Origin of the sequence: Azohydromonas aeria (assembly GCF_009760915.1) — a bacterium.
Classification (GTDB): Bacteria; Pseudomonadota; Gammaproteobacteria; order Burkholderiales; family Burkholderiaceae_C; genus Azohydromonas; species Azohydromonas aeria.
The window spans coordinates 18328-42682 of the sequence record NZ_VIDQ01000021.1 but is presented as its reverse complement, the minus strand read 5'-3'; the positions used below and the strand labels follow the sequence as shown (position 1 = coordinate 42682).

22 protein-coding genes are annotated in these 24355 nt (G+C 68.4%); 7 read left to right on the top strand and 15 right to left on the bottom strand.

Annotated features, from left to right (window positions below):
* Positions 1 to 18: 18 nt before the first annotated feature.
* From FJ694_RS14505 to FJ694_RS14435, 15 genes are all read right to left on the bottom strand, one after another.
* On the bottom strand, positions 19 to 1374 hold the full coding sequence (locus tag FJ694_RS14505; RefSeq protein ID WP_157268004.1) for an aspartate aminotransferase family protein: 1356 nt from the start codon (positions 1372 to 1374) through the stop codon (positions 19 to 21).
* Between the two features lie 5 nt (positions 1375 to 1379).
* On the bottom strand, positions 1380 to 2375 hold the full coding sequence (locus FJ694_RS14500) for a phosphotransferase (RefSeq protein ID WP_232540034.1): 996 nt from the start codon (positions 2373 to 2375) through the stop codon (positions 1380 to 1382).
* A gap of 52 nt (positions 2376 to 2427) precedes the next feature.
* Positions 2428 to 3129: a haloacid dehalogenase type II gene (locus tag FJ694_RS14495; RefSeq protein WP_157267959.1), complete on the bottom strand. Its 702-nt coding sequence runs from the start codon at positions 3127 to 3129 to the stop codon at positions 2428 to 2430.
* Positions 3011 to 4483, bottom strand: a complete 1473-nt coding sequence (locus tag FJ694_RS14490; RefSeq protein WP_157267958.1) for an aldehyde dehydrogenase family protein — start codon at positions 4481 to 4483, stop codon at positions 3011 to 3013. The genes FJ694_RS14495 and FJ694_RS14490 overlap by 119 nt, the downstream gene beginning before the upstream one ends.
* A 191-nt stretch (positions 4484 to 4674) precedes the next feature.
* Positions 4675 to 4920 (bottom strand): ATP-binding cassette domain-containing protein, encoded by a 246-nt coding sequence (locus tag FJ694_RS14485; RefSeq protein ID WP_198320837.1) that lies wholly within the window; start codon positions 4918 to 4920, stop codon positions 4675 to 4677.
* Positions 4921 to 5040: 120 nt separating this feature from the next.
* Entirely contained in the window at positions 5041 to 5526 is a 486-nt protein-coding gene (fur, locus tag FJ694_RS14480; protein ID WP_157267957.1) for a ferric iron uptake transcriptional regulator, read from the bottom strand.
* A 91-nt stretch (positions 5527 to 5617) separates the two neighbouring features.
* Complete coding sequence (locus tag FJ694_RS14475; protein ID WP_157267956.1) at positions 5618 to 6859, bottom strand: M20 aminoacylase family protein; 1242 nt, start codon at positions 6857 to 6859, stop codon at positions 5618 to 5620.
* 62 nt (positions 6860 to 6921) lie between these two features.
* The gene (locus FJ694_RS14470) at positions 6922 to 7683 is read right to left on the bottom strand and encodes a cupin domain-containing protein (protein ID WP_157267955.1); all 762 of its coding nucleotides are present in this window, start codon (positions 7681 to 7683) and stop codon (positions 6922 to 6924) included.
* Between the two features lie 286 nt (positions 7684 to 7969).
* The gene (locus tag FJ694_RS14465) at positions 7970 to 9274 is read right to left on the bottom strand and encodes a D-amino acid dehydrogenase (protein WP_157267954.1); all 1305 of its coding nucleotides are present in this window, start codon (positions 9272 to 9274) and stop codon (positions 7970 to 7972) included.
* Between the two features lie 244 nt (positions 9275 to 9518).
* Positions 9519 to 10679 carry an NAD(P)/FAD-dependent oxidoreductase gene (locus tag FJ694_RS14460; protein ID WP_157267953.1) on the bottom strand — a complete coding sequence of 387 codons (1161 nt, stop codon included), beginning with the start codon at positions 10677 to 10679 and terminating at the stop codon, positions 9519 to 9521.
* Entirely contained in the window at positions 10676 to 12064 is a 1389-nt protein-coding gene (locus FJ694_RS14455) for an FAD/NAD(P)-dependent oxidoreductase (RefSeq protein ID WP_157267952.1), read from the bottom strand. The genes FJ694_RS14460 and FJ694_RS14455 overlap by 4 nt, the downstream gene beginning before the upstream one ends.
* Complete coding sequence (locus FJ694_RS14450; RefSeq protein ID WP_157267951.1) at positions 12061 to 12405, bottom strand: (2Fe-2S)-binding protein; 345 nt, start codon at positions 12403 to 12405, stop codon at positions 12061 to 12063. The genes FJ694_RS14455 and FJ694_RS14450 overlap by 4 nt, the downstream gene beginning before the upstream one ends.
* Positions 12406 to 12900 (bottom strand): Lrp/AsnC family transcriptional regulator, encoded by a 495-nt coding sequence (locus FJ694_RS14445; RefSeq protein ID WP_157267950.1) that lies wholly within the window; start codon positions 12898 to 12900, stop codon positions 12406 to 12408. It lies immediately after the preceding gene.
* A 34-nt stretch (positions 12901 to 12934) separates the two neighbouring features.
* Positions 12935 to 14332: an aspartate aminotransferase family protein gene (locus tag FJ694_RS14440; RefSeq protein ID WP_157267949.1), complete on the bottom strand. Its 1398-nt coding sequence runs from the start codon at positions 14330 to 14332 to the stop codon at positions 12935 to 12937.
* Positions 14333 to 14487: 155 nt separating this feature from the next.
* The gene (locus FJ694_RS14435) at positions 14488 to 15354 is read right to left on the bottom strand and encodes a GNAT family N-acetyltransferase (RefSeq protein ID WP_157267948.1); all 867 of its coding nucleotides are present in this window, start codon (positions 15352 to 15354) and stop codon (positions 14488 to 14490) included.
* Positions 15355 to 15563: 209 nt separating this feature from the next.
* Here FJ694_RS14435 and FJ694_RS14430 point away from each other — a divergent pair, with 209 nt between their 5' ends.
* The 7 genes from FJ694_RS14430 (at position 15564) to FJ694_RS14400 (ending at position 24353) form a co-directional block, all read left to right on the top strand.
* Positions 15564 to 17042, top strand: coding sequence for an aldehyde dehydrogenase family protein (locus FJ694_RS14430; protein WP_157267947.1), 1479 nt, complete (start codon positions 15564 to 15566; stop codon positions 17040 to 17042).
* 162 nt (positions 17043 to 17204) lie between these two features.
* Entirely contained in the window at positions 17205 to 17870 is a 666-nt protein-coding gene (locus FJ694_RS14425) for a haloacid dehalogenase type II (protein ID WP_157267946.1), read from the top strand.
* A gap of 13 nt (positions 17871 to 17883) precedes the next feature.
* Positions 17884 to 19176: an NAD(P)/FAD-dependent oxidoreductase gene (locus FJ694_RS14420; protein WP_157267945.1), complete on the top strand. Its 1293-nt coding sequence runs from the start codon at positions 17884 to 17886 to the stop codon at positions 19174 to 19176.
* 56 nt (positions 19177 to 19232) lie between these two features.
* Positions 19233 to 20849: an ABC transporter substrate-binding protein gene (locus FJ694_RS14415; protein ID WP_157267944.1), complete on the top strand. Its 1617-nt coding sequence runs from the start codon at positions 19233 to 19235 to the stop codon at positions 20847 to 20849.
* Positions 20850 to 20870: 21 nt separating this feature from the next.
* Entirely contained in the window at positions 20871 to 21827 is a 957-nt protein-coding gene (locus FJ694_RS14410) for an ABC transporter permease (RefSeq protein WP_157267943.1), read from the top strand.
* Between the two features lie 10 nt (positions 21828 to 21837).
* Positions 21838 to 22716, top strand: a complete 879-nt coding sequence (locus FJ694_RS14405; RefSeq protein ID WP_157267942.1) for an ABC transporter permease — start codon at positions 21838 to 21840, stop codon at positions 22714 to 22716.
* On the top strand, positions 22716 to 24353 hold the full coding sequence (locus FJ694_RS14400) for an ABC transporter ATP-binding protein (protein WP_157267941.1): 1638 nt from the start codon (positions 22716 to 22718) through the stop codon (positions 24351 to 24353). The genes FJ694_RS14405 and FJ694_RS14400 overlap by 1 nt, the downstream gene beginning before the upstream one ends.
* Positions 24354 to 24355 lie beyond the last annotated feature (2 nt).

Genomic DNA, 24355 nt, shown 5'->3' with positions numbered 1-24355 from the left:
GAGCCAGGTTCCCGATTGTCACGGTCGGGCGCTGGCCGCCTGCGCTTCGCTGAGGGATTCGTCGAGCGCCTGGATGACGAGGCCGGCCTGATCCGTTGACAGCACCAGCGGCGGCCGGATCTTCAGCACGTTGTGTCCCATGGCGCAGGCGCTGAGCAGCACGCCCTTGTCGCGCATCCGATTGACCACTTCGCTCGTGAGCCTGCGATCCGGCGCTCGCGAGGAGCGATCGCTGACCAGCTCGACCCCGACGAAAAGACCCGCGCCACGCACGTCACCGATGGCCTCATGCCGGTGGGCCAGATCGGCAATGCCGTCGCGCAGGACCTTTCCGACCTTGGCAGCCTGCTGCACCAGCCCTTCCTGCTCAATGGTATCCAGGACTGCCAGTGCCGCCGCGCAGGACACGGTGTTGCCCGCAAAGGTGTTGAAGTACCGCGAGCTCTTCCCGAACTCGGCCAGGGCATCAGCGGTCGCCATCAGTCCCGCAATGGGCTGGCCGTTGCCCATCGGCTTTCCCATGGTGACGATATCGGGCTTCACGCCATGGCGCTGAAAGCCCCAGAAGCGGTTGCCGGTCCGGCCGAAGCCGGGCTGGACCTCGTCGCCGATGAACAGGCCGCCTGCCCGCTGGATCGCCTCGACCGCCCCCTTCAGAAAGCCCGCCGGTTCGGGGAGGATGCCGTCGCTGGTGAACAGCGAATCGACAATCAGCGCGGCCGGCCGGATGCCGTGGCGCCGAAGATCGGCGATCGCCGCCTCGACGTCGCGGGTGAAGCGCTCGGAGAGGTCGGCACCCTCGGCGTGATAAAGGCGCGGTGCCGGAACCAGGCGGACGTGCTCGCCCAGATCCACCGTCACGCCGAGCGACGGCGAGAACTTCGAGACGGCGTCGGTGATGCCGTGATAGGCGGTGTCGGTCACGATCACGCCGGTGCCGCCGGTGGGAACCTTCGCGATGCGATAGGCGAGGTCGTTGGCCTCGCTGCCCGTGCAGGTCAGCATCAAGTGGGCAAGGTCCGTCTCCGGCACGGTGCCGAGCAGGCGCCCGGCCAGTTCGAGGATCGTGTCATGGAGGTAGCGCGTATTGGTGGCCAGCGTCCGCACCTGCCGGCAGATCGCCTCGGTCACCGTCGGATGGCAATGTCCGAGCGACGTGACGTTGTTGTAGGCGTCGAGGTAGCGGCGGCCCTCCGGGTCGAACAGCCAGGCCCCTTCGCCCCGCACGATGTGAAGCGGGCGTTCATACATCAACCGGTAGGCCGGGCCCAGCAATGCGTCGCGCCGCGCGATCATCGCCCCGGTGACCGGCCCCACATCGGCGCGTCCTGGGACATAGGCGTTGACCATGTTGAGGTCGATCGTGCTTTCCATGCTTTTCATTGAGTGACTCCGTTTTCGATACCGGCCAGCAGCCGGTCACGTGCCGTCGCGCGGGAGAGGTCTGCCATCCGGGTCAGAGCCTCCCAGGCTGCCGGGTTGTGGCGCATGATGTAGGCGCGGTTCTCCGGATAACGGGCGGCGCGCCATTCCGAGATCAGCGCCGTGATGAGGTGCCGCGTCGCCATGAGATCGGCCACGATCTCCTGCTCGACGTCAGTCAGCGGCAGGGTCGCGTGATAGGCGGCCACAAATTGGGTCGGCCCTTCGAAAGGATCGGCGTTACCGGCCATGTGGAAGGCGGCGGCCGTCGCGACTTCGCCGACCAGCGGCGCATGCAGCATGTCGCCGAAGTCGATGATTCCCACGATGCGCGCATGATCGTCGGGGGCGACAAGCACGTTGTAGAGGTGGTAGTCGTTGTGGATCACTTGCGACCGCAACGAAGCAAGGCGTGGCAGCACGTGGTCGGTGAAGCGCGTCATGAACTTCTCGGCCAGCACGCGGCGTGGCGCATCGACGATGCCATCGAGCTTTTCCGCCAACCGATGCGCGGCGGAAACGTTCCACAGCAGGTCGTGCGTCGCGCCCGGATGTGCGAAGCGATGCAGTGCGAGATCCAGGCGGGCGAGCACCGTTCCCATGGTCCGCCGCTGCGCGGCGGTGCGCACGGTTTCCCGAATCTGGATGCCGTCCAGATAGGTCAGCATCCGCACGCTGGTGCGCAGGCCACCGGGCAGTTCCACCGTGTCGTGCGCGCGTCCTTGCACGGTCCGCACCACCCGCGGCACCGGCAGTTCCGGTGAGGCCTGGGCGATATGGTCGAGCGCAGCGACCTGGAAGTCGATGACTGAAGGCGGCTCGGAGGGGTTGCTGATCTTGACGACGTAACGACTTCCGTCGGCCGTCTCCACGCGACAGTTCTGGTCACGCTCGCCCGCCAGCGGCTGGATGCTGCCTTCGATGCCGTAGAGACGGTGAACCAGTGCCGTCACCGCCTCGGGCGAGAGGTCAGGTGCGGTCGTGCTCAGTGCGGCTGTTGCGGTCTCACAGGCCGAGCAGAGCGGGCAGTTGACGAACGTCGGTCAACCGGTTGACGCCATAGCCGTCGCGGGCCGGTTCGTGACCGCGATCGATGAACGCCCTGGCCATGAAGCCCAGGTCGGACGCCGTCATCAGGTCGTACCGAAAGCTCGACGAGACGTGCATCATCTTGTCCGGCCCGCAGCCGAGCTGGTCGAACATGTATTCGAACGCCTGCATCCGCGGCTTGTACGCGCGCGCCTCCTCGGCGGTGTAGACGGCGTGGAACTTGGCCTTGAGATGGGCGACGCTGGGCGGAATCAGTTCGGCCATCGAGTTCGACAGGATCACCAGCGGGATGTGCGGGGCGATCGCCTCCAGAATCTCGACCACGTTCGGATGGGGTTGCCACGACGGGATGGCGTCGTACAGCGCGGCAGCGTCCGATGGTCGGTATTCCACGCCATGCGCCTTGCATGCCCGTCGAATCGAATTCTCAACGACATCGAAGAAGGGTTTCCAATCGCCCAATACCTCATCGAGGCGATGGGCTCTCCATCGTTGTTTCAGGACTGCTCCGCACTCCGGTACAGCACCAGGGCCGCCCTCATGCTTGCTCCTGCGCCCCGTACCCCAGGATGGCTTTGGTTTCCAGGTACTCCTGGAAGCCTTCCACGCCGTATTCGCGGCCGTTGCCCGAGCGCTTGTATCCACCAAAGGGCGCATGCGGGCTCCAGGCCGGGTTGTTGATGTGCACCTGGCCCGAGCGGATCCGCGCCGCGACCGCGCGGGCCGCCGCCAGGTCCTGTCCCTGGACATGCGCGCTCAGTCCGTAGACCGTGCCGTTGGCAATCTCCACGGCCTCGTCCACGCTGTCGTAGGGAATGATCGCCAGCACGGGTCCGAAGATTTCCTCTTGCGCGATCCGCATTCCGGGCTGCACGTCGGAGAAGACGGTCGGGCGAGCGTAAAAGCCGCGCTCCAGGCCCTGCGGCCGGCCGGGGCCGCCGCAGACGAGCCGCGCGCCCTCGGCGATGCCGGCCTGGATCATTTCCTGCACGCGGTTGAACTGTGCGCGGTTGGCCACAGGCCCGTGCGTCGTCTGCGGCGAGCGCGGGTCGCCCACGACGAGGGTGGACACCGCCTCCTGGGCGAGCCGCTCGACCTCCGGCAGGCGCTCGCGCGGCACGATCATGCGGGTCGGCGCGCTGCAGGACTGGCCGACGTTGCGCAAGCCGGCCGCCACCCCGGCCGGTACGGCGCGTGCGAGGTCCGCATCCGGCAGGATGAGGTTGGGCGATTTGCCGCCGAGCTCCTGGGCCACGCGCTTGACCGTCGGTGCCGCTGCCTGGGCCACCAGCACGCCGGCCCGGGTGGAACCGGTGATCGAGATCATGTCCACATCAGGGTGCGCCGACAGTGCGGCGCCGACCTCGGACCCTTCACCGTTCACCAGGTTGAACACCCCCGCGGGAACGCCGGCATCGGCCATCACCTCCGCGAAAAGCAGGGCGCTCAGGGGCGACAGCTCGCTGGGCTTCAGCACGACGGTACATCCCGCCGCCAAGGCGGGGGCGACCTTCGCCGTGATCTGGTACAGGGGCCAGTTCCAGGGCGTGATCAGGCCGCACACGCCGATGGGCTCGCGCACGATGGCCATGGCCTCTCGATGGGTGATGAAGGCATAGCTGCCGACGATGTCGCGGGCCGCGCGGATGTGCTCCGCTGCCAACGGCACCTGCGCGCTGCGCGCCGTGCCGATGGCGGCGCCCATCTCCAGCGACATCGCCTGGGCAAACAGTTCCGCCCGCTCCAGGACCAGGCCGTGCACGCGGTCGAGAAGCGAGGCTCGGCTCCGGGCGGAGCTCACGGACCAGGTGGCAAAGGCACGCCGGGCCGCGGCCACGGCCACGGCGACGTCTTGCGCGCTCCCCAACGCGATCTCCGCGATCGGTTCCTCCGTCGAGGGGTCGATGACGACGGCTCGGGCCTGCCCCGCTGGAAGGAGCCACTCACCATCGATGAAGATGCGATCCAGACGGCCGGCGCTCGTGAGGCGCTTGATGATGGAGGAGTTCATGCGGGTCAATCCTTTCGAGCGGCGCCGGGAGGTTCCGAGCGGCCTTCCTGGCAACAAGTATCGGCCGCAGGGCGCTTGAGTTGGTTAACTTTCGGGAACGCAAACGCTAAGCGCGCCTTAATGGTGTTGCCCGGCGGGGCGTCGCAAAGCCTGCAAAGATCGGGAGGTGCGCCCGAGCATGTCGCTCCTCGTCAGCAACCCGGTCCGCTGTCGAAGCGCAGCACGCGGCTGTCCACCGCTGCGGCGATGCCCTCGTCATGCGTCACCAGCATCAAGGCCGCGCCGAGCTGGTCGATGGCGTCCAGCAGCAGCGCCAGCGCCTGCCGCTGCGTGAGCGGGTCCAGGCGCGAGGTGGGCTCGTCGGCGAACAGCAGCGCGGGCCGGGCCAGCAGCACGCGCTCGCCGAAGCGCCGCTCCAGGCCGTGCGTGCGCAGCACTTCGGCCCCGCGGCCGGCGGCAGCGCGAACGGAATTCGTGGGTTCTCGGATTTCGTGGGATGTCTATGAGTCGATGTCTTCATGCGCGCCACCCGTGCGATTCGCCCGGCGGCTCAATTCTTATGTGCAACTGGTTGCGGGTTCATCTGCAGGGCGCGATGCAACCGGCATGGGCGAGCGGCACTCCGGCCGGGCGCACAGCCCGTACAGCACCAGCACGTGCTCCTGCAGACTGAAACCGCTGGCCTTGGCGACGGCGCGCTGGCGCTGCTCGATCTCGGGATCTACGAACTCCTCGATGTGGCCGCACGACACGCAGACCATGTGGTCGTGATGCGAGCCCCTGTTCAGCTCGTACACCGCCTTGCCGGCTTCGAACTGCCTGCGCGTGACCAGGCCGGCCTGCTCGAAGTGCATCAGCACGCGGTACACGGTCGCCAGCCCGATGTCCGAGCCTCGGATCATGAGGCGCCTGAAGACGTCTTCCGCGCTCAGGTGCCGCTGCGCGGACTGCTGGAAGACTTCCAGCACCCTGATGCGGGGCAGCGTGGCCTTCAGGCCGCTGGATTGCAGATCGGAGAGGTGCGCGTCGGTTGGCTTGGGCATGGCGAAGTGAGCGGACTCGTACGGAACCCACTCGTTCCAGTTCCAGAGGCGCTCCGATGAGGAGCGCCGACGAAGCGGGCCGGGAATCGACTCAATCGGCCGGTACTCCACACCGCGGCAAGTCGCGGACAGGCGCAAGCGCGTGCTCGGCCACGGCGCAGAACCAGCGCACGCCCAGGGGCAGGGCGTCGTCGTTGAAGTCGTAGCAGGGATGGTGCAGTGGGCGATCTTCCCCGGCGCCCGGCTGGGCCCGGCCTTGGCCCAGCCACAGGTAGGCCCCCGGCCGCTCGCGCAGGAGGAAGGCAAAGTCCTCCGAGGTGAAGGCCGGACTCGGCGCCTCGCTCGCCTGCAGCCCCGCCGCGGCTGCGGCCCGCAGCGCCAGGGCTGCCTCTGTCGCCGTGTTGACCGTGGCAGGGTAGTAGCGCACGTAGGACACCTCGGCGCTGACGCCATGCGCGGTCGCCGTACCGGCGGCGACGTCGCGCAGTGCCGCCTCGATGAGGTCCTGCGAGGTCGCGTCGAAGGTGCGTACCGTGCCTGTGACGGTGACCTCGGCCGGCATCACGTTGTGGCTCGATCCCCCGGCGACGCGCGTCACCGAGAGGACGGCGCAGGCGGTGGGGTCGATCCTGCGGGCGACCACCGTGTTGAGCTGCATGACGAGCTGGCTCGCCGCCAGAAGTGCGTCAGGCGTGCGGTGCGGCTGGGCCGCATGGCCGCCGCGGCCCCGCAGGACGATGTCGAAGCGATCGGCCGCAGCCATGATGGGGCCCGACCGCGTCTGCGCCTGGCCCAGCGGCAGGTCGGGCCAGTTGTGCAGGGCATAGACGGCATCGCACGGGAAGCGCTCGAAAAGCCCCGCCTGCACCATCGCCCGGGCGCCGCCCTGGCCTTCCTCCGCGGGCTGGAAGATGAAGTGCACCGTGCCGTCGAAGGCCCGCGTGCGCGCCAACTGCTGCGCCGCGCCCAGCAGCATCGCGGTATGGCCGTCATGGCCGCAGGCATGGTGTACGCCCGCATGGCGGCTCGCGTGAGCCAGCCGCGATTGCTCGGCGATGGGCAGCGCGTCCATATCGGCGCGCAGCCCGATGGCGCGACCGCTGCTGCCGTTGCGCAGCGTTCCAACGACGCCCGTACCGGCCAGTCCCTCATGCACCTCCAGCCCCAGCAGCCGCAGCGAAGCGGCGACGACGCCCGCGGTTCGACGTTCCTCGAACGCCAGCTCGGGATGCGCATGCAGATCGCGGCGCAACTCGATCAGGGCGGGCACAAGATCGTCTATCGATGCATTCGAGCGGCGGGATGTCGTCTTCAGGGACGCAGGCAAGGGCATGATGGGTACCGGGTCGCGGCGTGAGCGTTCGAGGAAGGAAGAGTCCGGAGATGGAAGCGGCCTCAGGGGGCGGGCCGGAAGGTGGCGTAGACCTTCTTCACCTGCTGGAAGCTGTCCCAGCTGCAACGCGCTCCCTGCTCCACGACGAGGATGTCGCCCTTCATGAAGGTGCGCCTGTTGCCGGCCTCGTCTTCCAGCGTCACCGCACCCTCAAGCAAGTGCATGAGCTCGCAGTGGCCGAACAGCATGGCCTTGCGGCGGTACGGCGTCGAATCCCAGGTGCCGCACGTGAGCTCGCCATCGGCAGAGCGGTAGTCCGTATAGTTCCTGCAGGCAGGCGTCGCGCCGATCAGCAGTTCCACCGGCGGTGTGCCCGAAGGCTGCAGCGTCGCCGATTCGTCGATCCGCACCACCGCTGTCGCATCTGCAGGCTTGCTCTTGTGCCGCAGGTAGATCAGCGTGGTGGGGCCGTCGGTGCGCCAGGAGAAGCTGGCTCCGCGAGGGATGACGGCGCTGTTGCCCGCCAGCATCTCGACCGGTCCGCTGTCCTGCGTCAGGCTCACCGCACCGTCGAAAACGATGATGAACTCGTCCGCAGCCGTCTCATCCACGCGGCCCTGCCCCCGGGGCAGATCGATGGCGCCGACGTCCACGGCTTCTTCAGCTTTGAAGAGGCTGCGCCGCTGCACCTGGAAGGCATCCCCTTGGGCAGGCAAGTAGTTCGGCCGGAAGCCCGTGATCTCCTGCGCGAAGCGGCGCAGATCCCTGAATGAACGGATGCCCGCCGTCGACTGTGGTTCGAACACGCTGCTCGTATCGTTCATGAAAACCTCCGATTGCCGTTGAAGAAGCAGCCAGCTTAGGCGCAGTCTGGCAGAAGCATCCGCGGCTTTCGCGCCTGGCGGCAACGTTATCTGTCGAGCTCTCGCGCTTTGCGGAATGATCTGCTGCCCGGGCCGCGGGCGCGCAAGCCGGGTCCCCCTGCACGGTCACCGGCGTACCGGTGGGCACGGTGCGCGGGCAGCCCTCGGCGTAGCCCATGGCGTTCAGCTCCACGTGTGTGGGTGCCTACGCAACTGACATTTTCGATGTGGGCTTCCGAAGGGCGCGTCATGCCGAAGCCCCGGCGGTGGCGCCTGCACGCGACCACCGTGCGCCGGCGTGCTGGTAGCGCTCCATGGCCAGGCCATCGGTACGGATCTCCGGACGCCGGCCCGTCACCAGGTCGGCGAGCAGCCGGCCGGAGCCGCAAGCCATGGTCCAGCCCAGCGTGCCGTGGCCGGTGTTGAGGAACAGCTCCGGGTAGGGCGTGGCGCCGATGATGGGCGTCCCGTCGGGCGTCATGGGGCGCAGCCCGGTCCAGAACTCCGCGCGCGACAGGTCGCCGCCGGGGAAGAGGTCGCGCGTCACCAGCGCCAGCGTGGCACGGCGGCGCGGGTTGAGCCGCAGGTCGAAGCCGCCCAGCTCTGCCATGCCGCCGATGCGGATGCGCTGGTCGAAGCGGGTCAGCGCGATCTTGTAGGTCTCGTCCAGCACGGTGGACACCGGCGCGCGCGTCTCGTCCACCAGCGGCGCCGTCAGCGAGTAGCCCTTGAGCGGGTACACCGGGATGTCCAGCCCCAGCGGCTGCAGTAAGTCGCGCGTGTAGCTGCCGAACGCCAGCACGTAGCGGTCGGCACGCAGCAGCTCGCCGCCTTCGAGCCGCACGCCGGCGATGCGGCCGTGCCGCAGCTCCAGCGCCTGCACCGCGGTGCCGAAGCGCAGCGCCACGTCCATCGCGGGCAGCCGCTTCGCCAGCTCGGTGGTGAAGAGGTGGCAATCGCCGGTCTCGTCGTTGGGCAGCCGCAGCCCGCCCACCAGGCGGTCGCGGGCATGCGCCAGCGCCGGCTCCGCGCGGGCCAGGCCGTCGCGATCGAGAAGCTCGTAGGGCACGCCGCACTCCTGCAGCACCGCGATGTCGCGCTGTGCCGCATCAAGCTGTGCCTGGCTGCGGAACACCTGCAGCGTGCCCCCGCTGCGCTGCTCGTACTGCAGGCCGGTCTCGGCACGCAGCTCGCGCAGGCAGTCGCGGCTGTACTCGGCCACCCGCATCATCCGCTCCTTGTTGAGGGCGTAACGGCCGGCGCTGCAGTTGCGCAGCATGGCCACCATCCACCGCAACTGGAAGAGGCTGCCGTCCGGGCGGATGGCCAGCGGCGCATGGCGCTGGAACAGCCACTTCAGCGCCTTGAGCGGGATGCCCGGCGCCGCCCAGGGCGTGGAGTAGCCGGGCGACACCTGGCCGGCGTTGGCGAAGCTGGTTTCCAGGGCCGCGCCACCCTGGCGATCCACCAGGGTGACTTCGGCGCCGGCGCGCGCCAGATAGTAGGCGCTGGTGACGCCAATGACGCCACCACCCAAGACAATAATTTTCATGAGTCGATTCGCTGGGAAGGAAATTAAGCGGGGTCCGGGAGATTTGTCCGGTGAAATTCGCCGATGCCGGTTTTCGGCTGAATCAGTTCAGCAGAAAGTGACTTCTCGTTCGGCCCTTGGCAACCGCAGCCGAGCGGGTTCGGGGTATTCATTTCAAACTGCCTGACGAGCGCTGCCGTGCCTGGAACACGTCCTGGCGTCAAAAGCTGCTCGGTACCTCGGTCCTGGTGGCCCGCGTGAAAAATCAGGCCGCCTGCAGCTTCTTTGCCGCGAAGCGCTGAACCGAGAAGGCGTCGATGGGCGTCGATGTGCTGCCCCTGGCCATGAGCTCCGCCATCACTTCGCCGACGCCCGGGCTGATGGCGAAGCCCTCGCCGCTGAAGCCGAAGGCGTAACACACCCCCGGGGTCGTCGCGCTGGGGCCCATGACCGGCGTCCAGTCGTCGGTGTAGCCCTCGATGCCGCTCCAGACCCGGATCAGCTGCACGTTCGCGAACGCCGGCACCAGGCGGCGCAGCTCGCGCAGCTGGCGCAGCGTGTTGTCCGGCTTGACATAGGCACAGATCTCGTCGGCCAGTGCCGGGCCTTTCAGGCCGCCGCCGAAGACGATGTTGCCGCGCCGGATCTGGCGGAAATACAGGCTCTCGGTTTCAATCGGCGTCGACACCCCGATGGACGGTGCGACCGCGTAGGGCAGCGGCTCGGTGACGCCCATCTGCGGCCCGCGGGCCTCCATCGGCACCGCTTCGCCAAAGAGCGACGCGATACGGTTGGACCAGGCCCCGCAGCAAACGAGCAGCTGCTCGGCCCGGTACCGGCCGCCCACGGCGGTGTGGACGGTGAAGCCGGAGCCGTCGCGCTCCACGTGCACGACTTCCGCGTGCTCGATCACCTGTGCGCCGGCGCGCTGGGCCGCACGTGCGAAGGCAGGGCCCGCGATGCGCGGGTTCGCATGCCCGTCACGGGCCGACAGCGAGCCGGCCACCACGCCGGGGGAGAAGATGCCCCAGCGCCGACGCAGCTGCTCGGCGCTGAACAGCTCCAGGTCCAGGCCCAGCGGCTTGACGTCCCGGGCATGGCGCTCGAGCACCGCTGCCTGCTCGTGCGTGTAGCAAACGCGCAGATGGCCGTAGGGCACGAACTCCAGATCCTCGCCGAGCAGCTCCCTGACCCGGCCCCAGACGGCGCGGGCCCGGTTGGCCAGGGGAATCTGGACCAGGTCGCGGCCCTGGCGTCGCACATTGCCGAAGTTGGTGCCGCTGGCCTGGCGGCCGACCAGCTCGCGCTCGAGCAGCGTCACGGAGCGACCGTGCTGCGTGCGCAGGAAGAACGCGGCGGTGGTGCCCATCAAGCCGCCCCCAAGCACCAGCACGTCGCTGCGCGTCAAGACCCGTGAGTCATTCATGCCTTGGCCTCGGGAGTGTTCATCAGCAGCGGCTTGACCGGCGCCTGGGAGCGCAGCCGGCCTACCCATTCGACCGACACGCCAGCCGCGGCGGCCACGACTTCCGCGCCGGCATGGCCGCAGTAGCGTCCCTGGCAGCGGCCCATGCCAAGGCGGCTGAAGGCCTTCACGCGGTTGACCTCGCGCCCGCCCTTGTCGCGCACGCAGGCGCGTAGCTCGCCGACGCTGATGGACTCGCAGCGGCAAACGACGGCGTCATCCGGCAGCGCCGCGGCCTGGCCGTGCGGCCAGGGGAAGGCCTCGACGAGCCCGGCGCGAAACCGGTCCATGCGCATGAGCGTGTGGCGCAACGCCGACCCCTCGGCCGCAAAGCGGCGCGCGCCCTCGGCATGGCCGAGGTCGGCCAGGGCAGCAAGCGCGGCCAGGCGGCCCGCGGCTTCGGCGCCATCGGCGCCCAGGATGCGTGCGCCATCGCCGGCCAGGTACACGCCGCGGACACTGCTGCGTCCGTCGGCATCGATGCGTGGCAGCCACTGGCGGCTGGCCGGTTCGAAGACGAACTCGCAGCGTGCCAGGTCGGCGAGCTGGGTTTCGGCGCGCAGATGCCAGCCCAGCCCGACTGCATCGGTCTCGAAGCGCTGCTCTCGGCCCTGCGCATCGCGCACGCGCACGGCGCTCACCCCGTGCGCGTTGTCGCCGTCGATGGCCAGCGGCGTGACGCCTTGCAGCAGCGGGATGCCGGCGCGGCGGATCGCGCGCTGCAGCATGAGGCCGCGCCAGGCGAGCTTGGGACGGGCCAGCAGCCCGCGCAGCGCGCCCAGCGAAGGCGTGGCGGGGGACGTGTCCAGCACCGCGGCCACCCGTGCGCCGGCCTGCAGGTACTGGGACGCGACGAGATACAGCAACGGCCCGCTGCCCAGGAACACCGTGCGTGCGCCGATGGCACAAGCCTGCGCCTTCAGCGCGATCTGTGCCGCGCCCAGGCTGAAGCAACCGGCACGCTGCCAGCCCGGTACCGGCATCAACCGGTCGGTGGCGCCTGCACAGACGAGCAGGGCATCGAAGGGCAACACGCGCGATTTGCCTTCGCGTGCCACGTGCAGCTCGCCCGCGGTCACGTTCCAGGCCAGCGTTGCACCGAAGTAGTCGATGCGTTCGCGCAGTGCCGCAAAGGTCTGGTGCAGCGCCAGGGCCTTTGGCGCCTCGCTGCCGTAGAGCTTGGCGTACGGCCGCGTGAAGCCCTCGGGCTGGCGGCGGTAGATCTGTCCGCCGTCCTGCATTCCTTCGTCCACGAGCACCGGATGCAGGCCGCAGTCGACAAGGGCCTGTGCGGCCCTGACGCCGGCCGGCCCGGCGCCGACCACCACCACGCGCGGCAGGCTCATGGGGCGACCTCTCTGGCCAAGTGCACCTGCAGGTCCGGCGTGGGCGCCCAGTAGCTCGCCGGCGGTCGCGTCAGCACTGCCATGTCGGGCTGCACAGGGGTGGAGCAGGCACGCAGGCGCGTGCCGTCCTCGCCCCAGACCCAGCAGTCCTGGCAGGCCCCCATCAGGCAAAAGCCGGCCCGTGCCGCGCCATCGAACTCGCTGTCGCGCAGGCGAATGCCGTTCGTGAGCAGCGCCACCAGCAGGGTGTCGCCGGCCAGCGCGCGTGCGCTGCGGCCGTCTATGCGGAGCTCGACCGGCGCCCGGTCACGCTCGGCGAGGCGGATGAAACGGGAATTCAATTACCGCTCCTGGGGAAACAGCTTCTCGATGGGGCAGTGCGTCTTGACGAAGGGTGACTTGATCACGATATAGCTGAAATACTTTTCAATGCCGATATTGCGATCGAGCAGGCCCTCAATGATTTCCTGGTAATGGTTGACGCCCCGCGTGATGAAGCGCAATAGATAATCGTAGCCGCCGCTGACCAAGTGGCATTCGAGAATCTCGTCGATTTCGCGAATGGCCGCCTCGAAGCGGATAAAATCCTCGCGATGGTGGTCGGTCAGCGACACCTCGGTGAACACCGTCAGCGCATCGCCGAGTTTCTCCAGCCGCAGATGCGCGCCGTAGCCGGCGATGAAGCCGGCCTGCTCGAGCCGCTTGACGCGAATCAGGCAGGGGCTGGGCGAGAGCCCCACCGCGTCGGCCAAGTCGACGTTCGTGATCCGGCCATTCTTCTGCAGCTGCGCCAGGATCCGCAGATCGAGGCGATCGAGTTTCAGGGCTTCGGGCATGGCGGTGTCCGGCAGTGACGGGATCGCAGGATTCTTATGCCGCCAGTGCCGCCCGCACATCGGGCCAACCGAGTGCTTCGTCCAGCACCTTCTTCACGCGCTCGAACAGCTCGGCGACGTCGCTCTCGGTGAAGGTCAGTGCCGGCGCGAAGCCGAGGATGCCGTCGCCGAAGCAGCGGAACACCACGCCATGCCGGTAGGCCGCGGCGAACAGGCGATCGGGCAGGCCCAGCGCGGGGTCGAAGCCGCGCTTGGTCGCCTTGTCGCTCACCAGCTCCAGCGCGCCGAGCAGACCGCGGCAGCGTGCGTCACCCACGAGCGGATGAGCGCGCAGCGAGTCCAGGGCGGCGGCGAAGTGCGGGGCCACGCGTTGCGCGTTGGCGAGCACGCCGCCTTCGGTGTAGAGACGCAGCACTTCGAGCGCAACCGCGGCGCCTACCGGATGGCCCGAGTACGTGGCGCCGTGTCCGACCGGCGCGCCGGCAGGCGCACCATCCGCGATGCCCGCATAGACCTTCTCGGACAGCATGGTGGCGCCCATGGGCACGTAGCCCGAGGTAAGGCCCTTGGCCAGCGTCATCAGGTCGGGTTCGACGCCTTCGGCTTCGCAGGCGAACATCGTGCCGGTACGGCCAAAGCCCGTGATCACCTCGTCGACGACGAACAGGATGTCGAGCTCGCGCGCCGCCTCGCGCATGGCCTTGAGCCAGCCCACAGGCGGCACGATCACGCCGCCGGAGCCCTGAATGGGCTCGCAGAAGAAGGCGGCAACGTTCTCCGCGCCGAGCTCCGCAACCTTCGCGCGCAATGCCGCCACCGAGGAGGCGATCAAGGCCTGCGCATCGCCCCCCTGCGGATGGCGATACGGGTTGGGCGAGGGGATGTAGTGCTGCGTCGCCAGCGGCAGGTCGAAGCCGCGGTGGAACACGGGCAGCGCGGTCAGCCCGGCGCCCGTAGACGACGAGCCGTGGTAGCCGCGCTCCAGGGAAATGAAGTGCTTCTTCGACGGGCGGCCGACGGCGTTCCAGTACTGGACGATGAAGCGGACCGCGGCATCGACCGCTTCGGAGCCGCCCAGCGTGAGGTAGGCGCGCGTCAGGGAAGCGGGCGTGATCTCGGCGAGCTTGGCGGCCAGGCGGATCGCAGGCGCGCTCGCGAAGTCGAAATACCCGGTCGCGTAGGGCAGCAGGCGCAGCTGCTCGGTGGCGGCGCGCACCACGCTTTCCTGGCCGTAGCCGACGTTCACGCACCACAGGCCCGCGAAACCATCGAGCAGCTCGTGCCCAGCGGCATCGACCAGCCTGGCGCCGCGAGCCTCGGTGAGGACCAGGGGGCCCCGTTGCTCATGCAACCGCCAGGCGGAGACAGGGTGGACGAGGTGATTGCGGTCCAGGGCAAGCAGCGCGTCGGTATCGGAGCGGGACGGAGTCATGGCGATCGGTATCCGGCAGTCGTTGAGTAGCTGTCAGGTTACGACAGTGAACGGAGGCGGTGGTGCCGCTTTGCATGTGTGCACAATGACTTGCTGCTGTTGTCGCACCCGGCCTTGGCAGATCGTGCGGCGCATCTTTGGCGAGTCATCGAGGGTCAGCCGAGCGCCTGCGCGGCGAGGGCATACAGGCGCGGCGTGTCCACGGCCAGCGGAGCGCCCCGAACCATTGTGGTCGGTGCATCGACGCGCAGCAGGCCGATGCTCTCCAGCCACTCGGCCAGGCCCGTGTCGAAATCGATGTCGATGCGCGTGAAGCGGCCGGCATTCAGCCCCGACAAGTAGCCGATGAGCGCCTTGGCGCCGACCTCGTCGGGTGCGGCCACGGGCCCGACCGAATGGCCGCGACCGGTGCGCCGCAGCATCGCAAAGCCGCATGCAGCGCCCTCGTGGTCGAGCACCACGGTGGCTTCGGACTGCGCGAACAGCTCCTCGATCAAGGCATCGCGCGGCATGCCGCGCGCCTGCGCGTCGAGGGCCGCGAGCGTCATGAGGTCGCTCTGGCTTGCTGGACGCAAACGCCAGCCCGGCTCCAGTGCGATCGGCGGCGACGGCAGCGCAACGCCCTGGTGCTGGCGAATCTCTCCGGCGCGCACGAAGCCCAGCCGCTCATACAGGCCCCGCCCGTCGGCGGTGGCGTGCAGCAGCACGGTGTGGTCTTCGAGCCCGTCGAGCAGCGCGGTCATCAGGCGGTGGCCGATGCGGCGCCCCTGACAGGCGGGCGACACGATCACGAATCCGATCGTCGCGTGGCGCGGTCCCCAGCGGAAACGCATTCCCGTGCCGACGATCGCGCCGTCGCGCTCGGCCACCAGGCCCTCGCCATGGCGAAAGGCCAGCTCCCAATCGGTGTTGCGGTGCGGCCAGCGCAACTCGGTGGTCAGCGCATGCCCCACACCAAGGTCAGACAAGGTCATCGGACGCAGCGTCACGCCGTCGGATGCCACTACAGGGCTGTCACTCATGGGTTCGTTCTCCTTGTTAGGACCCGCATATCTTGGTCGCATATGGGGTTGTCGTGTCGGGGCGAAACGGACCTTCGCGCAAATCGAAATGAAGCGCTTTCCGGCGCCCCGGCTTCGCGATTTCGCTGCAGTGCCGGGCCCCGGAACGGGCACATATGCCGCGGTCCGGCGCCTACCATGCCTCGCGAATCCATGACGGTATTAGCGAGATGCGCACATTCAAACCTGAAGCAATCCAGACGCCCCGCGGCCACTTCATTGGCGGCCGCCTCGTACCGCAGGCCGATGCGCTCACCGTGCACCGGCCCTCGGATGGGCGCGCGCATGCAGGCTTGCCTGCAGCGGACGCCGCCACCGTCGACGCGGCGGTGCAGGACGCCCACGCCGCCTGGCGGCGCAGCGACTGGGCGCGCCGCGCGCCGCGAGAGCGCGCCCGTGTCCTGCGCCGCTGGGCGGACCTGGTGGAAGCCGACGTGGCGCAGCTGGCGCCGCTGGAGGCCGTGTGCTCCACGCGCCCGCTGCGCGAGGCGATCGCCTGGGATGTGCCGTTCACTGCCGAGGGGCTGCGCTTCTTTGCCGAGTACTGCGACAAGCTCGGTGGCGAAGTCGCCGCGACGCGGCAGGATCACCTGGGCCTGGTCGTCACCGAGCCTTACGGCGTCGTGGGTGCCATCACGCCCTGGAACTTCCCGCTGGTGATGGCGTCGTGGAAGGTCGGTGCTGCGCTGGCAGCGGGCAATGCCGTTGTGCTCAAGCCCTCGGAGCTGACGCCCTATTCCGTCATGCGCCTGGCCGAGCTTGCCGTCGAGGCCGGCGTGCCGCCCGGCATCTTCAACATCGTGCATGGCGACGGGGCCACCACGGGAGAGGCGATCACCCGGCACCCGCTGATCTCGAAAATGACGTTCACGGGATCGACAGGCACGGGCGCCGCGATCATGGCGAGCTGCGCGCTGCACGGCCCGAAGCCCGCCACGCTGGAGCTCGGCGGCAAGAGCCCACAGCTGGTCTTCAACGACGCCCCGGATCTCGACAAGCTCGCCAGCATCATCGCGGGCGCCATCACGGGCAATGCGGGGCAGGTCTGCGTCGCCGGGTCGCGGCTCATCGTGCAGCGCGGCATCGCCGACGAGCTCGCCGAGCGAATCACCGAGCGCTTCAAGGCGCACCGGCCGGGCGCCACCTGGGACGACACGGCAACGCTGTCGCCCATCATCTCGGTGCGGCAGGCGCAAAGAATCCACGAGATCGTGCAGGCTGCCCGCGAGGCCGGCGCACAGCTGCGCTGCGGAGGCGGGCTCTATGAGGACGGCCCCGGTGGCGCCTTCTACCGGCCAACCCTGCTGGAAAGTGTGGACGCCACTAACCCTGCCGTCGTGCAGGAGATTTTCGGCCCCGTGCTGACGCTGCAAACCTTCAACGACGAAGAGGAGGGCCTGGCGTTGGCCGCGCACGAGCGCTATGGCCTGGCCGCGGGCGTACATACGGCCGACATCGGACGTGCGCTGCGCGCAATGCGCGGCATCGCCGCGGGCACGGTGTGGATCAACCGTTACGGCCGCACCAGCGACTTCGTGATCCCGACCGGGGGTTTCCACCAATCCGGTATCGGCAAGGACCTGGGCCGCCAGGCGGTCGAGGCCAACCTGCGCCACAAGAGCGTGCTGATCGATTTTGGTGCCGCATGAGGTGTGCCGCGCACCCCTCCAGAGCGCATGGCATGGCATGCCGTACCGGCACCTTCAAACCGCAGTTTGCTCGGTTCAGGACCCGTGATTCACCACCGTTGCGATGCGCACCTATGTTGCAATGACTTTGCCGGCAACAACCCTCAACGACGAGACATGACGATGAAGTTCCGACCCAAGTACATCACGTTCGACTGCTACGGAACGCTGACCCGCTTCCGCATGGGTGAGCTGACCCGCGAGATCTTCGCCGACCGCGTGTCGGCCGAGCAGATGGAGCAGTTCATCGCCGACTTCACGGCCTACCGCTTCGACGAGGTGCTGGGCGACTGGCAGCCCTACGACGTGGTGCTGAAGAACGCCGTGCGCCGCCTGTGCAGGAAGTGGAAGCTGCAGTACCTGGATGCCGAGGCGCAGCGCTACGTCGATGCCGTGCCCACCTGGGGCCCTCACGACGACGTGCCGGCCGGACTGGCCAAGGTGGCCAAGGAGATCCCGCTGGTGATCCTGTCCAACGCGATGGACCATCAAATCCAGACCAACGTCGCCATGCTGGGTGCGCCCTTCCATCGCGTCTACACCGCACAGCAGGCGCAGGCCTACAAGCCGCGGCTCAAGGCTTTCGAGTTCATGCTGGACTCGCTCGGCTGCAACCCCGAGGACGTGCTGCACGTGTCGTCCAGCCTGCGCTACGACCTGATGTCAGCCGACGACATCGGCATCGTCAACAAGGTCTTTGTCAACCGTGGCCATGGTCCGGGCAACCCTGCTTACCGCTATGTCGAGATCCAGGACATCGGCGGCCTGCCGGGCGTCGTGGGCCTCTGAACGGAAGCCAGCGATGAAGCTCACGTCGTACTGGACCGAATCGGCGCCCGCATTCGAGCCGACGGCGCACGCGCTGCCGGCCCAGTGCGACGTCGCCATCGTGGGTGGCGGCTTCACGGGGCTGTCGGCGGCGCTGGCGCTGGCGCGACGCGGCGCATCGGTGGTGGTGCTGGAGGCCGGTGAACGCGTGGCTGCCGAGGCCTCCGGCCGCAACGGCGGCCACGTCAACAACGGGCTGGCGGTGGACTACGCGGAAGTCGCCGCGAAGGTGGGCGTGGAACAGGCGCGAGCCTGGTACCACGCCTACGACGCCGCCGTCGATGCCGTCGAAGGCATCGTGCGCGAGGAAGCCATCGACTGCGACTTCATGCGCACCGGCAAGCTCAAGCTCGCCACGCGCGCGGCGCACCTCGACTCGCTCAAGCGCAGTGCCGATCGGCTGCGCGCGGACCGGGTCGACACCGACATCGAGATCCTCGATGCGGCGCGTGTGCGTGGCGAGGTGTCCAGCGACCGCTTCGAAGGCGGTCTGCTGTACAAGCGCAGCGGCCAGATGCACATGGGGCGTTTCGCCAACGGCCTGGCGGCGGCTGCACAGAGGCACGGTGCCCAGATCCACCTGGACTGCTGCGTCACGAAGCTGGAACGCATCGGCCGCGGCCAGGCGCACCGCGTGCACACCAGCCGGGGCGTGATCAGGGCCGGCCAGGTGCTGCTGGCCAACGGCGCGGCGCGCCATGGCGGCTACGGCACCTTTGGCTGGCTGCGGCGGCGCATCGTGCCGATCGGCAGCTTCATCATCGTCACCGAGCCGCTCGGTGCCGAGAGGGCGCAGGCGTTGCTGCGTGAGCGGCGTACCTACGTCACGATTGCCAACATCCACCACTACTTCCGCCTGACACCCGACCACCGGCTGGTGTTCGGCGGCCGGGCGCGCTTTGCGATCTCCAGCCCCACCTCGGATTCGAAAAGCGGTGCGATCCTGCGTGCCGGGCTGGAACAGATCTTCCCGACGCTGGCCGGCGTGCGGATCGACTACTGCTGGGGCGGGCTGGTGGACATGACGCAGGACCGCTTGCCGCATGCCGGCGAGCGCGACGGCGTCTTTTACTCGATGGGCTACAGCGGACACGGCACGCAGATGTCGGTGCTGATGGGGCAGCGCATGGCTGCGGTGATGGAAGGCGACGCCCAGGCCAACCCGTGGCGCGGCCGCGACTGGCCCGCCGTGCCCGGCCACTTCGGCCCGCCGTGGTTCCTGCCCGCGGTCGGCCTGTATTTCCGGCTCAAGGACCGCCTGGCCTGACGCTCCACCCAATAAATCTAACTATCCCGCCAACTACTTATCTGGAGTGAGACACCATGACCGATCGCAAAATGTTCGAGGGCCTCGTCGGACCTCAGGAGAGCCAGGCGTTGATGGGCGCGCTCAGGCGCGGTGCCAGCCGGCGAGACGTGCTGGCGATGCTCATGGCCGGCGGCATGCAGGCCACGCTGGCCGGTGGTCTCGCGACGGCCGCGATGTCGGCGCATGCGCAAACTCCCAAGCGTGGGGGCAAGATCCGCGTTGCCGGCGAAACGACCTCGGTCAATGACACGCTGGATCCGGCCAAGCAGTCCAACAGCACCGACTATTCGCGCGGCTGCATGCTCTACAACGGCCTGTTCGCGCTCGATGCCAGCCTGACGCCCCAGCCGCAACTGGCCGAGTCCTACAGCACCAGCGATGCAAAGACCTGGGTCTTCAAGCTGCGCAAGGGCGTGACGTTCCACGACGGCAAGGCGCTCACGGCCGAGGACGTGGCGTTCTCGCTGATGCGCCACAAGGACCCGGCCACGGGCTCCAAGGCCAAGGTTCTGGCCGACCAGATCGAGGCCGTCAAGGCCACGGGCCCCAACGAAGTGACCGTCGTGCTGCAGGCGCCCAATGCGGACCTGCCGGCCGTGCTCGGCACCTTCCACTTCCACATCGTCAAGGCAGGTACCACGGACTTCAGCGCCGGCATCGGCACGGGGCCCTACAAGCTCAAGGAGTTCAAGCCTGGCGTGCGCTCGGTGGTGGTGCGCAACGACAGCTACTGGAAGCCCGGCCAGCCTTACCTGGACGAAATCGAATTCGTCGGCATCAGCGACGAAGCGGCGCGTGTCAACGCGCTGCTGTCCGGCGGCTTCGAGATGGTGGCCGCCCTCAAGCCGTACTCTGTGCAGCGCGTGCGCAGCACGCCGGGCTACGCGGTGTTCGTGACGCAGTCGGGCCAGTACACGAGCCTGATCATGCGCAAGGACACCTCGCCCGGCGCAAATCCCGACTTCGTGCTCGGCATGAAGCACCTGCTCGACCGCGAGCTGTTGAAGAAGACGGTGACGCAGGGCCTCGCGACCGTCGCCAACGACCATCCGATTCATCCGAGCAGCCGCTTCTACCATGCCGGCCTGCCGCAGCGGGCCTTTGATCCGGAGAAGGCGAAGTTCCATCTGAAGAAGTCCGGTATCGACAACAAGGTCACTGTCGTGGCGTCCGAGGCTGCAAAGTATTCGATCGAGATGGCCGTCGTGCTGCAGCGGGCCGCCAAGAGCGCCGGGCTGGACATGGACATCAAGCGCATGCCGGCCGACGGCTACTGGTCCAACCACTGGCTCAACAGCCCGGTGGGCTTCGGCAACGTGAACGCGCGCCCGACGGCTGACACGGTGCTCACGCAGTTCTTCAAGTCCGATGCGCAGTGGAACGAGTCGCGTTGGAAGAGCGAGAAGTTCGACCAGCTGCTGCTGGCTGCGCGCGCCGAGACCGACTTCGCCAAGCGCAAGCAGCTGTACGTGGACATGCAGACGATGATCCACGAGCAAGCCGGCATCGGCATTCCGCTGTTCCTGCCCAGCCTGGACGGGCACAGCGCCAAGCTCAAGGGCCTGTCGTCCATCCCGCTGGGCGGCATGATGGCCTACGGCTTCGCCGAAAACGTCTGGCTCGACGCCTGAACAGCAAGCAGGTCGACTGTGATGAACGGAGTCATCATCAAATTGCTGCTGCAGCGCATCGGGCTGGCGCTGCTGTCACTGCTGGCGGTATCGGCGGTTGTGTTCGCAATCACGGCGGTGCTGCCCGGCGACGCGGCCCAGGAGCAGCTTGGCCAGGATGCCACGCCCGAGGCGCTGGCGGCGCTGCGCGCCCAGATGGGCCTGGACGTGCCGGCGCCCGAGCGCTACGTGCGCTGGCTCGGTGGCCTGCTGCAGGGCGACCTCGGCAAGTCGGCAACGACACAGCTGCCGGTGACCGAGCTGATCTCGAGCCGGCTGCCGAACTCGCTGCTGCTCGCTGCCGTGACGGCCGTGTTCTCGGTGCCCATCGCCCTGGCGCTGGGAATTTCGGCGGCGGTCTGGCGCGGCTCGTGGTTCGACCGGGCCGCCTCGACGACGGCGGTGGCGGTGGTGTCGGTGCCGGAGTTCCTGGTCGCGACGCTGGCGGTGCTGCTGTTCGCCGTCCAGCTGAAGTGGTTCCCGGCGCTCTCCTACGTCAACGACATCGAGTCGCTGGGCCAGATGCTGCGGGCGTTCGCCATGCCGGTGCTGACGCTGTGCTGCGTGATCGTGGCGCAGATGATGCGCATGAGCCGCGCCGCCGTGGTGGATCAGCTGGAGGCGCCGTACATCGAAATGGTGCGGCTCAAGGGCGCCTCGCCGCTGCGGATGGTGCTGGCGCATGCGCTGCCCAACGCGGTCGGGCCGATTGCCAATGCGGTGGCCTTGAGCCTGTCCTACCTGCTTGGCGGCGTGATCATCGTCGAGACTATCTTCAACTATCCGGGCGTGGCCAAGCTGATGGTCGATGGCGTCGTGCAGCGCGACATGCCGCTGGTACAGGCCTGCGCGATGCTGTTCTGCGCCGGTTATCTCATCCTCGTGACCGCCGCCGACATCTGCGGCATCGTCGCCAACCCGCGGCTGCGGCACCGTTGAGGGTACACCTATGACCACAACTTCCTCCACATCGGGCAGCTTTCCGCCGCCCACGCTGCGTGCGCGTGCCGGGTGGCTCACCCAGTTCGGCGCATCGGGAGTCCTCGGCCTGCTGGTGCTGGGCTTCTGGATACTGGCTGCGGCACTGGGCCCGACGCTGCTGTCGAACAGCGCCACCCAGGGCGGCGGCGAGGTGTTCGGGCCCATCAGCGCCGAGCATTGGCTGGGCACCGACTACCTGGGGCGCGACATGCTGGCGCGCGTGATTGAAGGCGCGCGCTACACGGTCGGGGTCGCCATCGTCGCGACGCTTCTGGCCGGGGGCGTGGGGACGCTGCTCGCGTTGCTGGCCGCGGCCAGCGGGCGCTGGATCGACGCGACGCTCAGCCGCGGCCTGGACACCCTGACCGCCATTCCGAGCAAGATGTTTGCGCTGCTGATGGTGGCCAGCTTCGGCTCGTCGGTGACAATGCTCGTGGTTGCCGCTGCGATCATCTACGTGCCCGGTGCTTACCGCATCGCGCGCTCGCTGGCGGTCAACATCAACGCCCTGGATTACGTGACGGTCGCACGTACGCGGGGCGAAGGCACGCTGTACGTCATGCTGCGCGAGATCCTGCCCAACATCGCCGGGCCGATCCTGGCGGACCTGGGGCTGCGCTTCGTCTACATCGTGCTGCTGCTCGCGGCCCTGAGCTTCCTAGGACTGGGTGTGCAGCCGCCTGCGGCCGACTGGGGCTCGCTGGTGCGCGAAAACATCGGTTCTCTGGCCGATGGCGGCGCAGCGGTGATCGCACCGTCGCTGGCTATTGCAAGCCTGACGATCTCGGTCAACCTGGTGATCGACAACCTGCCGGGCCGCGCGGCCCGCGAACGTGGAGCACGTTGATGGGCAGCCCTGTTGTTGTGAAGGACCTGTGCATCAGCGCAGGCGGGGTCACGCTGGTTGACCGGGTGAGCTTCTCGATCCAGCCTGGCGAGGTGCTGGCGCTGATCGGCGAGTCGGGATCCGGTAAGACGACGACGGCGTTGGCGCTGATGGGCTACGCCCGGCGCGGCTGCCAAGTCTCCGGGGGCAGCGTCCGCATCGGCGACGTGGATGTGCTGGGGTTGGGCGCAAGCCAGCTGCGCGCGCTGCGCGGCCGTACCGTGTCCTACATCGCGCAGAGCGCGGCCGCCTCGTTCAATCCCTCTCGCACCATCCTCGACCAGGTCGTGGAGCCGGCGGTGCTGCACGGCACGCTGCACCGCGCCGAGGCCGAGCTCAAGGCGATCGCGCTGTTTCGCGAGCTGGCGCTGCCCGACCCCGAGACGATCGGCCAGCGCTACCCGCACCAGGTGTCGGGCGGCCAGTTGCAGCGACTGATGGCCGCCATGGCGTTGATCACCGATCCGGAGGTGGTGATCCTCGACGAGCCCACCACCGCGCTGGACGTGACCACGCAAGTCGAAGTGCTGCGCGCGTTCCGGCGGGTCGTGCGCGAGCGCAAGGTGACCGCGGTGTACGTCAGCCACGATCTGGCGGTGGTGGCGCAGATGGCCGATCACGTGCTCGTGCTGCGCAACGGGTGCATGCGCGAGCTGAACCCGACCAAGCGGCTGCTTGCGGCGCCCGAGAACGAGTACACGAAGAGCCTGCTTGCGGCGGCACGTCCCGCACCGCGGGCCGGCGCCCAGACCGCCGCGGACGCCGAGGTGCTGCTGCGCGTAAAGGGGCTGTCGGCGGGCTACGGGCCGCGGGGTGCCGACGGGCGGCCGGCGAAGATGATCCTTCGGGACATCGACCTGGAACTGCGCCGCGGCCAGGCGATCGGCGTGATCGGGGAATCGGGGTCGGGGAAGACGACGCTGGCCCGTGCCGTCGCCGGGCTGCTGGCGCCGTGCGCGGGCACGATGGAGTTCCACGGCCGCCCGCTGAAGCCGCTGCTGGCACAGCGCACGCGCGACGAGCTGCGTCGCATCCAGATCGTCTTCCAGTCGGCAGACACGGCGCTGAACCCTTCGCAGACCATCGAGAGCATCCTTGCGCGGCCGCTGGAGTTCTACAAGGGCATGAAGGGCGCGGCGCTGCAGCGGCGCATCGGCGAGCTGCTGGACCTGGTGCAGCTGCCGCGCACGGTCGCGCAGCGTCTGCCCGGCGGCCTCTCCGGGGGCCAGAAGCAGCGTGTGAACCTGGCGCGCGCGCTGGCTGCCGAGCCCGACCTGATCCTGTGCGACGAGGTCACCTCGGCGCTGGACACCGTGGTCGGTGCCGCGGTGCTGGACCTGATCGCCGAGCTGCGGCGCGAGCTGGGCGTGTCCTACCTGTTCATCAGCCACGACCTGCACACGGTGCGTGCGGTGTGCGACGAGATCGTCGTGATGCAGCATGGCCGCAAGCTGACGCAGGTGGCGCGGTGCGACTACGACCGTGGGCCGCACCATCCCTATTACGAACAGCTCGCGCGCGCCGTGCCGGAGCTGCGCTGCGGCTGGCTCGACGAGCTGGACGCGCGGCGGCCGGTTGCCGTGGCTTCGGCAGCATGAAA

What these genes read in the sequence shown, in the direction of transcription:
- FJ694_RS14505 (WP_157268004.1), bottom strand. Translation starts at nt 1,374, where the DNA reads ATGGAAAGCACGATCGACCTCAACATGGTCAACGCCTATGTCCCAGGA.
- FJ694_RS14495 (WP_157267959.1), bottom strand. Translation starts at nt 3,129, where the DNA reads ATGCGCCCTTTGGTGGATACAAGCGCTCGGGCAACGGCCGCGAATACG.
- FJ694_RS14490 (WP_157267958.1), bottom strand. Translation starts at nt 4,483, where the DNA reads ATGAACTCCTCCATCATCAAGCGCCTCACGAGCGCCGGCCGTCTGGAT.
- fur (WP_157267957.1), bottom strand. Translation starts at nt 5,526, where the DNA reads ATGCCCAAGCCAACCGACGCGCACCTCTCCGATCTGCAATCCAGCGGC.
- FJ694_RS14475 (WP_157267956.1), bottom strand. Translation starts at nt 6,859, where the DNA reads ATGCCCTTGCCTGCGTCCCTGAAGACGACATCCCGCCGCTCGAATGCA.
- FJ694_RS14470 (WP_157267955.1), bottom strand. Translation starts at nt 7,683, where the DNA reads ATGAACGATACGAGCAGCGTGTTCGAACCACAGTCGACGGCGGGCATC.
- FJ694_RS14465 (WP_157267954.1), bottom strand. Translation starts at nt 9,274, where the DNA reads ATGAAAATTATTGTCTTGGGTGGTGGCGTCATTGGCGTCACCAGCGCC.
- FJ694_RS14460 (WP_157267953.1), bottom strand. Translation starts at nt 10,679, where the DNA reads ATGAATGACTCACGGGTCTTGACGCGCAGCGACGTGCTGGTGCTTGGG.
- FJ694_RS14455 (WP_157267952.1), bottom strand. Translation starts at nt 12,064, where the DNA reads ATGAGCCTGCCGCGCGTGGTGGTGGTCGGCGCCGGGCCGGCCGGCGTC.
- FJ694_RS14445 (WP_157267950.1), bottom strand. Translation starts at nt 12,900, where the DNA reads ATGCCCGAAGCCCTGAAACTCGATCGCCTCGATCTGCGGATCCTGGCG.
- FJ694_RS14440 (WP_157267949.1), bottom strand. Translation starts at nt 14,332, where the DNA reads ATGACTCCGTCCCGCTCCGATACCGACGCGCTGCTTGCCCTGGACCGC.
- FJ694_RS14435 (WP_157267948.1), bottom strand. Translation starts at nt 15,354, where the DNA reads ATGAGTGACAGCCCTGTAGTGGCATCCGACGGCGTGACGCTGCGTCCG.
- FJ694_RS14430 (WP_157267947.1), top strand. Translation starts at nt 15,564, where the DNA reads ATGCGCACATTCAAACCTGAAGCAATCCAGACGCCCCGCGGCCACTTC.
- FJ694_RS14425 (WP_157267946.1), top strand. Translation starts at nt 17,205, where the DNA reads ATGAAGTTCCGACCCAAGTACATCACGTTCGACTGCTACGGAACGCTG.
- FJ694_RS14420 (WP_157267945.1), top strand. Translation starts at nt 17,884, where the DNA reads ATGAAGCTCACGTCGTACTGGACCGAATCGGCGCCCGCATTCGAGCCG.
- FJ694_RS14415 (WP_157267944.1), top strand. Translation starts at nt 19,233, where the DNA reads ATGACCGATCGCAAAATGTTCGAGGGCCTCGTCGGACCTCAGGAGAGC.
- FJ694_RS14410 (WP_157267943.1), top strand. Translation starts at nt 20,871, where the DNA reads ATGAACGGAGTCATCATCAAATTGCTGCTGCAGCGCATCGGGCTGGCG.
- FJ694_RS14405 (WP_157267942.1), top strand. Translation starts at nt 21,838, where the DNA reads ATGACCACAACTTCCTCCACATCGGGCAGCTTTCCGCCGCCCACGCTG.
- FJ694_RS14400 (WP_157267941.1), top strand. Translation starts at nt 22,716, where the DNA reads ATGGGCAGCCCTGTTGTTGTGAAGGACCTGTGCATCAGCGCAGGCGGG.